Genomic DNA, 13,072 nt, shown 5'->3' with positions numbered 1-13,072 from the left:
CGGAGTGTTTGCTCGCGGTATGGGAACGATATGCGGACAATATTTCTGATTTGACGTTGCGTTCGGAACGGAACATATTGGCATTATACTGCAATGCCGCCCTGTTGGGGAGAGCTACAAGACTCGGGTTGAGGGAAATGATCCGACTTATACTGTTGGTGCTGGTCGCCGTTTTTATTGTTCCGCGAAGTTCCCGCGCGGAGGAGCGCGTGGCGCTCGTCATCGGAAATGGCACCTACACCACGATTTCGTCGTTGCGGAATGCGCGCAGTGACGCCGCATTGATGGCCGATACGCTGCGAAAGCTCGATTTTGACGTTGTGGAAGCGCTCGATGTTGACCGTGCCGACATGGCGGCGGCCGTGCGTGCGTTCGGCGCCAAGCTTCGGGGGGCGGGCGAGAACGCGGTGGGCTTGTTCTATTATGCTGGCCACGGCGTACAGGCCCGAGGCGTGAACTACATGGTCCCGGTCTCGGCCAGCATCGACACCGAGTCGGACCTTGAGGTGGAGGCGCTGCCGACCGACAGCGTCCTGTCGCAGATGCGCGATGCGGGCAATGCCACCAGCATCATCATCCTCGATGCGTGCCGAAACAATCCTTTCGCCAGCCAGACACGCTCCGCGACGCGCGGGCTGGCGCGCGTCTCGGCGTCGGGAGGGGCCATCGTCGCCTTTTCCGCCGCCCCCGGGCAGGTGGCAAGCGACGGGGAGGGCAACAACTCGCCCTACACCGCGGCGCTGACCAAAGCGATGCAGACCGACGGGCTGTCGATCGAACAGGTGTTCAAGCGCGTGCTCGTCGACGTCGAAACCGCCACGAGCGGGGAGCAGGTGCCGTGGGTGGAGTCGTCGCTGCGCGACGAATTCTACTTCCGACCGGCCGCTCCGCAGGCATCTGCCGCGCCGCACAACCAGCTCGGCGCCGAAGCCGCCGCGTGGGCGAGGATTCGCGATACGGATGACGTGGCGCAGATCCAGGCCTTCATCGACGCCTTTCCCGGCAGTGTATTCGCCGATCTCGCCCGCCTGAGGCTGGAGGAACGTGCCGCCAGCGCACCGGCGCAGGCGCCGGTCCCCCAGGTTCTGGCGGCGCTGCCGCCGCCCACTGCGGAGCGGAACGATGCCGCGCCCGTCACGCTCGATGCCGCTTTCTACAGCCAGATGCAGGCTGAGTTGAACCGGCTCGGCTGCTCGGTGGGCGAACCGGATGGGGTGTGGGGCCGCCGGAGTGAGCAAGGCCTGGCGCTCCTGCGCCGCCATGCCGACCGCTCGCTTCCGGACAGCGAGCCCGACCCGGAATTCCTGAATCAGCTCAAAGCGATGGATGGTCGTGTCTGCCCGCTGAGCTGCTCGGTGGCAGAAGAAGTGAGAGGCGGGATCTGCGTCGCCAAGACCTGCCCGTCCGGGCAGAAGCTCTCGGCCAAGGGCGTCTGCTACACGCCGGCGCAAACCGCGAGCAAGCCGAAGCCCAAGATCGGGCGCAACTGCTGGACGCTGATCGACGAGGTGATCTGCGACTGAGGTCGCGCGGGGGCGGCCGGAGACACTGAAGAGGGGGGCATAGTGACGGGGCATCAGGAGAACAAGGCTGCGGGCGCGAGTGCCGTCGCGGACGGCGCGGCCGTCGTCGGTATCGTCTTCCCAGGGGTACAGCCGGCTGTCGCGCGTCCGAGTCGAATGGGTTGCCAGCTTATCCTTGACTGGAGGGCCCCCTGAGATGGCGATCCGTCTCCCATTCGTCAGACGCACCTTCCGTGGCCTGCTGGTCGCTGCCGGTGTGCTCGTGCCGAGCGCCCTCCGCGCATCAGGCCTGCCGGACGGGTGGACGCTGGAGATCAAGGCCGAGATCATTCTCGACAAGACCTATTGGGAAGATAAGGGCAAGGGGCGCCGCGTGACCGAGCGGGCGTCCTCCGACTGGTCGCGGCATTTCCGCGTCTTTGCCCTGCGCGATCGGCTCATCGTCAGCCGGCCCGACTTCACCTACGACGTCACGGTAGACAATAAACCGGCAAAGAAGGACGCGATTGGCGTGCCGGGCGGGCGCTGGCATTGCGTCAAGGTTCGCGCCGCTGGCGACATCGAGGATATGTGCGCGACCTACCGGGCCGAGCCAAACGGAGTCGCGCTGAGGCTGCGCCGCGATGCGATCGCCGGGCCGTGGAAGGGGCGCATCGAAGAGGCCTACCGTCTCACCGTGTCGCCTCCCTCGTGCCAGGTAGAATTGATCGCTGTGAGCGGCGACTTGACCCAGATGCTCCACGCCGTGGTGGGCAAGACGACAGGGTATGCCCAGACCGGGCGTCTCGCGAGCGGCTCCTGCCGGCTCATCAAGGGCAGGGAGGCGTTCTGACGATGGCTGGTAGTGGTGGATATGGTGCCGGCCCGCTGCCCGGCGAAGGGCCTCGCTCTTCGCCGGGCTCGGGCTGTTCCGGCAAGCGGCGCGCCGGCGGCTTGGCACTCGCCGCCGCCGTGGTCGCCGTGAGTGCGCCGGGGGCAGGTGCATCGCCGATACCCGCGGGCAAGACGGTCGATGCGCGCGTGATGGTGGCGTGGCCGCTGACGACCTCGGGTGTGCCGGCGTCCGATGCGGCGTTCTATCGTCCCGTGACGATCGATGCGGGGGTCGGCCTGCGCCTGTTCATGGTGAAGGGAGAGCTTCTGGTCAGCGTCCCGAGTTTCACGACCGAAGACGTCTCTGCCGGCGATGTTTCGACCCGAAACGTCGCCTTTCTGGCGGGCAGGGGGGCTTATCGCTGCAAGAAGGCCAGGATGAGAGGTCCCGCCGACGCGAGCGGGCGCGAGGTCAATTTTTGCGTGTCCTATACGCCTGCTGCCAACGGATTTGTCTTAAAGTTCAAGTATGACGGCGAAATCGCGTTGAATTCGCGCGGTTTCTACGACTATGCGCTGCGCTTCGATATCGCCGACCGATCATGCCAGGTGGCTCTGCGATCAGGTGCGATGAAGATGACCATCAAGACGCCCAATTACGACGTGGTCCAATCCGCAAAAGCGCGGGCGAAGTCGAGTTCCTGCACGATCATCGACGGCAGGCAGACATTTTGAGCGCCGGTCTGGCGGCGCGCGGTTGTTTGGAAACGGGAGGGGTGTGATCGTGGGTGAACGTCGTCGTGTAGCCTGTGTCCGGGCCGCGTTCGGCCGATCTGCCATGAGCCTCGCGATTGTCGTGGCGGGCTGCTGGAGCGGCGGTGCTATCGCCATGCCGCTGCCGGAGGCCTTTACCGTCGAGGCGAAGGTCGGGCTGCTGTGGCACAATCGGGAGACCGTGAAGCAGGCGGGCGGGCGTCCGAAACTCCGCAGCTTCACATCCGACGAGACGGCGACGTTCCGCCTGTTCAGGGTCGGCAAGCAGCTCGTCGTCAGCATGCCGGATTTCGGTTCCGGAGCGGTGTTCACCGAGGGTAAGGAGCGCGTCAAGAACGCCTTCCGGGTCGGGGACGGGCAATATGCCTGCAAGAAGCTGGATCAGGAAGCCGGCGCCGTCGGGCAGACCTGCTTCATGTATCAGACGCAGGGCGACACCCTGGTTCTCAGCCAGCGCTATATCGGCGATGTCTATGAATCCACGGGTGAATACGAGAAGGTCTTCCGCATACGGGTGGCCGCCGGCGACTGCACGGCCAGCCTGGCGTCGGGTCGCTCGCAGCTTAGCCATGACGGCGGCGGGATGATCGCGCTTCCCGGCATGCAGGGCAGCGAGACGGTGGCCACCGCGCAGTTCAACGGCTCCTCGTGCCGGCTGCTCAAGGGGCGGAAAGCATTTTGACCCGGCGCGGCACCATCGCCCCCCCATGGCGGGAGGGCTAGCGGATGGCGGTCGCACTGGCTCTGCTTCCCGCCCTACTTGCCGTGCTGCTCGCCATACCGGCAACGAGCGCGGCCGGTGGCGGCACATGGCTGTCGCTGTCGGCGTCCTCGGCGGCCTTCGCCGCGATGGCGACCAATCTCTTTCTCGCCACCCGGCCGCGCTTTCTTGAGCCGGTCTTCCACGGGCTGGACCGCATGTACCGGGTCCACCGGGCGCTCGGGATCACGATCGTCCTGCTGGTGCTGGTGCACTATGTGGTCGCGCCGAATTTCCAGGGCCTGACCCTGGCCTCCGGGCTGAACAGGCTCGCAAAGGACCTCGGTGAATATGCCTTCTATGGCCTGCTGGTTCTCGCCGCGCTCAGCCTCGTCAAGCGCATTCCCTACACGCGCTTCGAGCTTCCCTACGGCATCTGGCGCCAGTCGCACCGGCTTTTCGGGCTGGTGTTCCTGCTCGTGGCGATTCATCAGGCCTTCATCAAGCGGCCATTCGACGGCGCCGCGCTGCTGGCGGTGTATCTCAACCTTCTGGCGGTGATCGGCATCGCCAGCTTCGCCCTCACCCAGTTGCGCCCTTTGCTGCGGGGGCGGCGCTACCTTGTGACCGGCGTCGCACGCGCACCGGGCGGGACGCTGGTGACGGCCCGTCCGGCGAGTGCCGGCATCCGGGCCCGGCCCGGGCAGTTCGCTTTCATTCGGTTTGACCGTGCCGGGCTGGGCGAGGCCCATCCTTTCACCATCGCCGGGGGCGAGTCCGGGTCCAACGGGCAGCTGCGCTTTGCCATTCGTCCGCTTGGCGATTTCACCCGGCGCCTGCGCGACACGCTGCAGGTCGGCGACGCCATGGTGGTGGAGGGCGGCTATGGCCGCTTCGACCCGGCGCGCGGGGGCGCGCGCCAGATATGGATCGCCGGCGGCATCGGCATCACGCCGTTTCTCTCGGCGCTCGACAGCGCCCTGGCGGTGCCGGGCCGGCAGATCCACCTGTTCCATTGCGTGCGCGGCGCCGAGGAGGCGATCGACCGGGAACGGCTGGACGCGGCGGCACGGGCCGAGCCGGGCTTCGCGTTCACGCTGCACGCTTCCGCTGAAGCCGGGCGTCTGGGGGCAGGGCACATTGTGAGCGGCTGCGGGTTCGATCCGGCGGGGGCGGAGCTGTGGTTCTGCGGCCCTTCCGCCATGCGCGAGGGCTTGGTCGGTGATCTCGTCCGGCAGGGCAAGGCCCCGTCCCGGGTGGAATTCGAACGCTTTGAATTCAGGTGAGGTTCATCTTACCGCTGGTCATATAGTGCTGGGGAAGCTGGGGAGCAGGTGAGATGCCGGGGGGCAACGAACTGAGGCAGGGCCGCGCTGAGGCGGGCTTGTGGGGTAGGGGGGCACGGCTGCTACTGGCCGCAGCGGGCCTGATGCTCATGAGCACGGCGCCGCAGGCGCGCGAGCCGTTCAAGCAAGATGCCTTCGCCACCTACACGCCGAACCTTGCCAATGGCGAGGTGCTCGCCAATGCCGCCGGTTGCGTCGCCTGCCACGCCTCGGGCGAGAACACCCAGCTGCTCTCCGGCGGGCGCAAGCTCGACACCTTCATCGGCACCTTCTACGTGCCCAACATTACCGGCCATGCCAAGGGAGCCGGCAGCTTCAGCAATGCCGACTATCTCAACGCCGTCATCAACGGCGTGGCGCCGGACGGGCACAACTATTATCCGGTCTTTCCCTATGCCTCCTATGCCGGGATGAAGCCGGAGGATGTGCTCGACATCAAGGCCTATATCGCGACGCTGCCGCAGTCCGACAGCGAGACGCCGCGGCACGTGGTGGGCTTTCCCTACAATCTCGACGCCACCGTCGCGCTGTGGAAGCGCGCCAATTTCGGCACGCCCGCCTTCCAGCCGGGCGATGGCTCGCAAAAGAGCCGGGGGCGCTATCTCGTCGAGGCGGTCGGTGCCTGCGGCGAGTGCCACACGCCGCGTACACTCACCTATGGCCTCGACAATGAGCGCCGGTTCGAGGGCGAGAAGGGGCTGAGCGGCGAGGCGGCGCCGGCGATCACGGCGGCGCATATGGCCGCCTTCGCCCAGGGGGACGCCTTCCAGACCTATATTGAGGAGGCGAAGAAACCCTCCGGCTCGCCAGTCGCCTCGCCGCTCAAGCGCCAGATGCTGCGCGGGCTGGCGCTACTGCCGGAGACGGACCGGCTCGCCATTCTGGCCTATCTGACGGATAAGGAAATCAAGCCGAAATCACCGGAATTGACGCTCGAGGCGAGCTGCGCCGCCGCCGCGCCCCCGCCCGTGGCGATGAACGACCTCGCCGCCTCAGCGGATGACTTTGTTGGCCGCTACTGCCGCAACTGCCACGGCCCCGGCGAAAGCGCGCAGGGGAGCTTCCCGGCCGGCGACCTTGCCTCTATCGCGGCCAATCCCGCTTTCGTCGCGCCCGGCAACCGCAACGCCTCGCTGCTGTTCACCAGCGTTTCCAGCGGGCGCATGCCCTATGGAACCAAGCCGAGCGCGGAAGAGCTGGAGAAACTCGGCGCGTGGATCGACCAGCTCAGCGCGCCCGCCCCGGTCGCGGCGTCGTCGAAGCCGCCCCGCACGCGCGATGTGGTGACTACCGAGACGATGCAGCGCGCCGCGCTGGCCGACCTCGAGCGGCTGCCGGCCGAGGATCACCGCTTCATCCGCTATGCGAGCTTTCACAATCTCCATAACGGCATCGCGCCCTGCGAAGATCTGCGCGTGTTCGCCCGGCGGCTCGATCTGTTCCAGGCCAGCTTCCGCAAGATGCTCAATTCGGTGTCGCTTGGGCCCCAGCTGGTGATGCCGCCGGCGGTGGAGGGCTCCGACAACCTCCTGCTGCGGATCGACATGCGGGATGTGAAGTGGACACCCGCGCAATGGGAACTGCTCGTCGCCGACTATCCCTTCGCCCGCAGCGCCGGACGCGACCCGGCGCTCAAGGGGCTGACGGAAGGCACCGACACCGACATTCCGCTCATCCGGGCCGACTGGTTCATGGCCAATGCCTCGCGACCGGCCAACTACCATCTCCTTCTCGCCCTGCCCGAACATATCGGCGAGCTGGAGCGGCGCATCGGCGTCGACGTCAATGCCAATATCGCGGACAAGAGGGTGGCCCGTGCGGCCTTCCTCGAAGGCGCGTCCGGCGTCTCGGACCATAACCGCCTGGTGGAACGCCACGACCTGCCGCATGGCGGCTATTACTGGAAATCCTACGATTTCGCCGGCAGCCGTGACGCGCAGAACCTGCGCTCGCATCCGCACGGGCCTCCCGACGCGGCCCCGCTCGCGGCCCATCTCGACCCGTTCGAGCATGATGGCGGGGAAATGATCTTCTCGCTGCCGAACGGCCTGCAGGGCTATTACCTCTCCACCGGCAAGGGCGACCGCATCGATCGCGGTCCCACCGAAGTGGTGTCGTTCCGCCAGCGCCCGATCGGCAAGGGGATCGAGATCGTCAATGGCCGTTCCTGCATGGACTGCCATTCCGACGGCATCATCGCCAAGCGCGACCAGTTGCGCTCGCACATTGAAAGCTCGGTCGCCTTCTCCAAGCCGCAGCAGGAGCTGCTGCTGGCCATGTATGTCGACCAGATCGAGCTTGATCGCCTCTACGCCCGGGACCGAACCGCCTTCGTTGCCGCGCTGGAGCATATAGGCGCCGCCGAGAAGGCGCCGGACGGCTCGCTGAAGGGCCGGCGCGGGCCGGGCGAACAGGAGCTGGCGACCTGGTTCGCCGACCTCTACGAGGCCAATCTCGACGCCGACCAGCTGGCGGCCGAATTCGACATGCTCCCCGAGGAGATGGAAAGCGCCGTGCTGCGGGTCCGCGACGACACGGCGCGCAACCTCGCGATCGACTGGCTCACCCAGCTGAAGGCGGGGGTGAAGGTGCCGCGCTTCGAGGTCGACCGGCATTACGCCCCGATCCTGAAGGCGCTGCGCGACGTCGATCCGCTCGGCTCCGCCGACGTCGCCGTCGTCCTGCCGGACTACAAGGACGCCGATTATCGCGACGACGCCTACCGGCCGTCGGAGGAGGGCGGCAAGCTGGAGCTCAGCGTGCGTGTCCCCCGAACCTCGGTGCGCGTGGACCAGGAACTGCGCTTCGACGTGACGGCCAATCGGCGCTGCGAATTGCAGGTGCTGTATGTCGAGGCCAACGGCAAGGTGGAGGTGATCCCACAGGAGATGATCGGCGCGCCGTTCCTGGAACCGGGCAAGCCTCGCCGCATCCCGCAGGAGGGCGTCGGCGCATTGGTCTTCGACACGCCGGCCTATAATGAGACGCTGCTGGCGTTTTGCCGCGAGGGCGGGCTCGGCAAGGAGCGGCTCGACGCGGCGGCCGCCCGCGCGCTGATCGCCAAATCCGGCGAGCCGCCCTCGCGCGGCCTCGCCATCAAGCTGGTGGAGCGCCAGAAGGCGCAGGCGGCTGCGGCCCCACAGCAGAAGGGCCGCTCCGCCATCAACATGCTGTCCTTCACCATTCGGGAGTAGCGGCGATGGCGGCGAGGACCGGAATGTCTGTGGCGGGTAGGAATTGCGCGGGCGGGAAGTGGCGTGAACGGCGGCACCGGATCCTGCGGGTGCTCACCGCGTCGCTGGCTGTTGCGCTTGCCTCGCTGTGTGGCGCGGCCCTCGCCGGCGAGCCGCGCCGGCTTTCGACCGTGACGACCGGCCATTCCGAGCTGTCGGCGCTGGCCTTCTCGCCGGACGGCAACCTCATGCTGACAGGGGGCGACGACGGCACGCTGGAACTGCGGCAGGTGCCGTCCGGCCGGCTGGTGCGGCGGCTCGATCAGCATGGCGATCGTGTGATGGCCGCCACCTTCGCGCCGGACAGAGGCATGGCGGCGACCGCGGACGCCGACCGATTTGTGCGGCTCTGGGATGTCGCCAGCGGGGCGCTGTTGCACATCCTCGATGCGGGCACCGGCTTGCCGCGCGCCCTTGTCTTCGTTCCGGGCACGCGCCTCGTGGCCGCCGGGGGTGACGACAAGACGCTGCGCGTCTGGAACATCGACAGCGGCGCGCCGGTGCACAGGTCGAGGGTCGATACATCGACCGCGACGATGGGCATTGGCGGGCTGGCCGTGTCCCAAGACGGCAAGGCCCTGCTGGCCGGCACCGTGCATCAGGCGCGCCTGATCGAACCGAAGTCGGGTCGCCCGGTGCGGGATATCGATATCTCCGCCCCCTCGACTTTGAGCCGGATCGCTCTCTCCGGCGATGGCCGTCGGATTGCGACCGCCGAGGGCGACGGCACGCTCAGTGTCTGGGAGGCGGGCAGAGGTTCCGAGGTCTGGAGCACGCCGGGCGATCGCTGGTCCATGCTCGCGCTTGCCTTTTCCTCCGATGGACGCCGCGTTCACTCACTGCACGCCGACCGCACGCTCAGGGTCGCGGACGCCGCGACGGGGCGCCTGATAACGGCCGCGCGACTGACCGACCGTGAGCCGGATGGCTTCGCGGCCGCCGCCTTCTCGCCGGATGGGCAGCGCGCAGCGTTCTGGGAGGTGGGGCCGGAGGTGACGCTTTGGAGTGTCGACGGCGAGGCGGCGGCATTGCCGGCCGCCATGGTCATCCCGCCCGCCTCGGATGCGCCCGGGCCGGCAACCGTCTCTCCCTCGGCTCCGGCCGGATCCCTGCCTTCGCCCGCCATGGGCCGCCGCCTCGCGCTGGTGATCGGCAACTCGGCCTATCGGCACGTCTCGCCCCTCGCCAATCCGCAGAACGACGCGCGCCTGATGGAGAGCGCGCTGCGCGAGGCCGGGTTCGAGGTGACGCAGGTGCTCGACGCGGATCTCACGCAGATGCGTCGGGCCCTGCTGGCGTTTGGCCGGGCGCTGCGCGAGGGCAATGTCGAGGCGGGGCTCATTTATTACGCCGGCCATGGGGTGCAGGTGGGCGGCGAGAACTATCTGGTGCCGGTGTCGGCGCAGATCGCGGATGAGGACGAGATCCCGATCGAGACGATCAACGCCAACGACATGCTGCGCACGCTCGAATCCGCCGGCAGCCGCATCAACATCGTTGTCCTCGACGCCTGCCGCAACAACCCCTTCGCCCGCTCCGTGCGCTCGGCGACGCGCGGCCTCGCGCCGGTCGACGCGCCGCGCGGCACGGTGATCGCCTATGCCACCTCGCCGGGCGATGTCGCCTCCGATGGCGAGGCGGGCAACAGCCCTTACGCGGCCGCGCTGGCGGGGGCGATCCGCGAGGCACGAGGCCTGCCCATCGAGTCCGTGTTCAAGGCCACGCGCCGACAGGTGCTTGCCGCCACCGGCGAAAAGCAGGTGCCGTGGGAGACCAGCTCAATCACCGGCGAGTTCTATTTCCATCCGCAGTCCGGCAGCGCCGGACCTGCCGCCCCGCGACCGGTGGCGGCGGCTCCGGCTCCCGCGCTCGCGCCCACGCCCGCGCGCGTCGAGCTGGCACTCGCCCCGAGCCCGCCGCCGGTGATCCACGCCCCCGCGCCCGGACGATCCGCCATCGGCTGCCGGCAGGTCGATTTCGATGCCGGGCCGGCGAGGCTGTGCGCCAGCTCCGAACTCGCGGGGCAGCACGGCAATGGCTATGGCGTCGGCAATCTCGCCGATGGCGATCGGGCGACGGCGTGGGTCGAGGGTGAGCGCGGCGACGGGATCGGGGAAACGCTGCTGGTCCTCTTCGAGCGGCCGACCCGCATCAAGGGGCTGTCGCTGATCAACGGCTACGACAAGAATACCGACATTTTCACCAAGAATAACCGGGTGGCGACCGTCGAACTGCGCAGTTCGCGCGGCGACATGGTCGGCGCCGCGCTGCAGGATCGTGGCGGCTGGCAGCGTATCCTCGACCGTGATCTCGGCGACGTCACCTGGATCGAGCTGTCGATCACGGCGGTGAATCGGGGCAGCAAGTACCGCGACACGGCCATCAGCGAGCTGAGGATCGAATGAGCGGTCCGAACCTGCCTCGGGGCGCCACCGGGGCATCTGCCTTCTGTCTCGCGAGCCTGCTCGCCCAGGCTTTGCCGGCCCTCGGCGGCGACCTGCCCCAAGGCTTCGTGCGGTTGAGCGAGGTGGCGCCCGGCATCGCGCAGGACATGCGCTACGCCAGTGCCGACAATTTCACCGGCGCCGTCGTGCCTGGCTACCGGGCCGGGGTCTGCATTCTGGCCGCGCCCGTGGCCGTGGCCCTCGCCAAGGTTCAGTCCGACCTCGATGGCGAGGGGTTCCGGCTCGTCACCTATGACTGCTACCGCCCGGCACGCGCGGTGCGCGCCTTCGTCGACTGGGCGAGGGGCAATCAGAAGACCGACCCGGTGTACCATCCCGACGCCCCCGCCAGCCGGTTGTTCGCGCAGGGCTACATTGCCGCCCGCTCGGGCCATTCCAGCGGCGGGTCGATTGATCTCGGGCTGTTGCGCCGGGAAGGCGAGGGCTGGGTGCCGCTCGATATGGGCAGCGGCTTCGACTTCTTCGGCGCACGCAGCCATGCCGGCGCCAAGGGCATCGGCGCGGCGGCGCAGGCCAACCGGAAGCGGCTCGCCGAGGCCATGACGCGGCACGGATTCGCCCCCTATGCGCGGGAGTGGTGGCACTTTCGCTACCGCGCCGAACCGTTCGAGGGCCGCATCTTCGACTTCGAGGTGACGGGTCCGAGCGACATCAAGGAAGGAGAGACGCGATGAGAACGATCCTCACCGGACTGGCCGCCCTGCCTCTCCTCCTGGCGACGCTGGCGGGGGGCGCGGCCGAGACCCTGAGCCGCGACGCCATCGTGCGCTCGCTCGCACCTGCGCCCAAGGCGACGACGCGCTCGCTCCGCCCGGCCGCGCCGGCCATGGCAGCCTCAGACAAGGCCTATCTCGACCAGTTGCCGACCCGCGGCCTTCGGATCGAGATGAAGGACAAGCTGGCGGAGATCGTCGAGCGCAACGACCTGCCGCGCATCGATATCGAGATACGCTTCGCCTACAATTCCGCCGAGATCGCGCCGGAGGCGTGGGTGGAGCTGGATGCGCTGGGCGGGGCGCTGCTGGCCGATTCGCTGGTCGATGCGCGGATCGCCCTCAACGGCCATACCGATGCCGTCGGTGGCGACGCCTATAATATGCAGCTGTCCGAATCCCGGGCGGAGGCGGTGCGAGACTATCTCATCCGCCATCACGGCATCGACGGGGAGCGGCTGATCGCCGTCGGATTTGGAGAGAGCCGGCTCAAGACCCGCTCCCATCCCGAAGCCGCCGAAAACCGTCGCGTTGAAGTCGTCAATCTGCACTGATCAACCCGTCCCGCGTGCGACAGTTCTGAAGGGACGACGCGGGCCGGTCACTCGATTAGAACAACTGAGGCGACCTACGCTCCGCTTTGAGTGAAATTGGTTCGATCCCCTAAAAGGGGACGTCCCCAGAGTCCGCGAAGGGGTCAATTTCGACCTTGGCCTTCCTTCGAGATATGTCCGCTTATCGTCAGGCCTGACCAATAGCGGAAAGTCCGCCACCGGCCCCTTATCGGCCATTCGTCCTCATTGCAGCGAACCCCTGCCTCCGCCGCCACGGAGCTGTCTTGTCGCTCGGCGCCTCACGCCTTCTTCGCCGGCGCCGTCCTAAGTTCATCGAGATAGTCCGCCCACACCTGCATCATGCGCACGCGCTCGTCCCAATATTCGGCGGCGTGGGTGTAGGCGCGGCGGATGGCGTTGGCGTCTTGATGCGCTAATTGAGCATCAACGCAGTCGAACGAGGTGATGGGAGCGGCGAAGTAGGCACCTCGGCAAAGACGCACAGCGAGCAAGCGGCCAGTGCCCTGCGGCGAACGGCTCAACGGCTCAGCAGCGGTGCACGCCGACATGCTCCCCACCGAACTGCACCTCACGCATGCCACGGGCACCGACCGCACGGTTGCTGCATAGCATGAGCCATGAGCCGTGAGCCGAAAGGCAACGTCCGCGAGCTTACCTCCGGCATTCTGGTTCGCGCTCTTGGACGTACGGCTCATCGCCGCGTGTCCGCCACTAGCTATTTGGCCGCTCGGATGGGTTGGGGGAAAGGGCCGATCGTTGCGGCCCGTCGGCCGGGCAGCTTAACGTGCCGTCGCTGCCACTTCTTGCCGCAAAGCAAAGGGCTTCAAAGGCTCTCATTAATGACCCGCGGCGCTGGCGACTTCAGAAGCGTTGCATTCAGTCGGAAGGAATGGGCGCCCCATGCGCGTTGGACGGTTCACAGCCCTGCTG

Annotated in this window: 10 protein-coding genes; 9 read left to right on the top strand and 1 reads right to left on the bottom strand. The window is 67.4% G+C overall.

The genetic code is table 11. From position 1 onward, the window contains the following. Window positions 1-209: 209 nt before the first annotated feature. From BLO63_RS08320 to BLO63_RS21435, 9 genes are all read left to right on the top strand, one after another. Window positions 210-1,523 (top strand): caspase family protein, encoded by a 1,314-nt coding sequence (locus tag BLO63_RS08320; protein ID WP_162841789.1) that lies wholly within the window; start codon window positions 210-212, stop codon window positions 1,521-1,523. Between the two features lie 196 nt (window positions 1,524-1,719). Beyond that, window positions 1,720-2,355: a hypothetical protein gene (locus tag BLO63_RS08315; protein WP_091438990.1), complete on the top strand. Its 636-nt coding sequence runs from the start codon at window positions 1,720-1,722 to the stop codon at window positions 2,353-2,355. A 2-nt stretch (window positions 2,356-2,357) separates the two neighbouring features. Next, the gene (locus tag BLO63_RS08310; RefSeq protein ID WP_143007061.1) at window positions 2,358-3,071 is read left to right on the top strand and encodes a hypothetical protein; all 714 of its coding nucleotides are present in this window, start codon (window positions 2,358-2,360) and stop codon (window positions 3,069-3,071) included. Between the two features lie 103 nt (window positions 3,072-3,174). Then, the gene (locus BLO63_RS08305) at window positions 3,175-3,792 is read left to right on the top strand and encodes a hypothetical protein (RefSeq protein ID WP_091438985.1); all 618 of its coding nucleotides are present in this window, start codon (window positions 3,175-3,177) and stop codon (window positions 3,790-3,792) included. Between the two features lie 44 nt (window positions 3,793-3,836). Then, on the top strand, window positions 3,837-5,096 hold the full coding sequence (locus BLO63_RS08300) for a ferredoxin reductase family protein (RefSeq protein WP_091438982.1): 1,260 nt from the start codon (window positions 3,837-3,839) through the stop codon (window positions 5,094-5,096). 143 nt (window positions 5,097-5,239) lie between these two features. Then, complete coding sequence (locus BLO63_RS08295; RefSeq protein WP_162841788.1) at window positions 5,240-8,350, top strand: c-type cytochrome; 3,111 nt, start codon at window positions 5,240-5,242, stop codon at window positions 8,348-8,350. A gap of 89 nt (window positions 8,351-8,439) precedes the next feature. After that, complete coding sequence (locus BLO63_RS08290; RefSeq protein WP_162841787.1) at window positions 8,440-10,794, top strand: caspase family protein; 2,355 nt, start codon at window positions 8,440-8,442, stop codon at window positions 10,792-10,794. Next, window positions 10,791-11,528, top strand: coding sequence for a M15 family metallopeptidase (locus BLO63_RS08285; RefSeq protein WP_205409294.1), 738 nt, complete (start codon window positions 10,791-10,793; stop codon window positions 11,526-11,528). Before BLO63_RS08290 ends, BLO63_RS08285 begins: the two co-directional genes overlap by 4 nt. Further along, window positions 11,525-12,121 (top strand): OmpA family protein, encoded by a 597-nt coding sequence (locus BLO63_RS21435; protein WP_091438974.1) that lies wholly within the window; start codon window positions 11,525-11,527, stop codon window positions 12,119-12,121. The genes BLO63_RS08285 and BLO63_RS21435 overlap by 4 nt, the downstream gene beginning before the upstream one ends. A 299-nt stretch (window positions 12,122-12,420) precedes the next feature. Here the strand turns inward: BLO63_RS21435 and BLO63_RS21485 are convergent, their stop codons facing one another. Next, window positions 12,421-12,690 (bottom strand): hypothetical protein, encoded by a 270-nt coding sequence (locus BLO63_RS21485; protein WP_091438971.1) that lies wholly within the window; start codon window positions 12,688-12,690, stop codon window positions 12,421-12,423. Between the last annotated feature and the right edge of the window lie 382 nt (window positions 12,691-13,072).

The sequence above is a fragment of the Ancylobacter rudongensis genome, assembly GCF_900100155.1.
Lineage (GTDB): Bacteria > Pseudomonadota > Alphaproteobacteria > Rhizobiales > Xanthobacteraceae > Ancylobacter > Ancylobacter rudongensis.
Note: the sequence above shows the minus strand (reverse complement) of the source record. Positions and strands in the feature narration are given on the sequence as shown.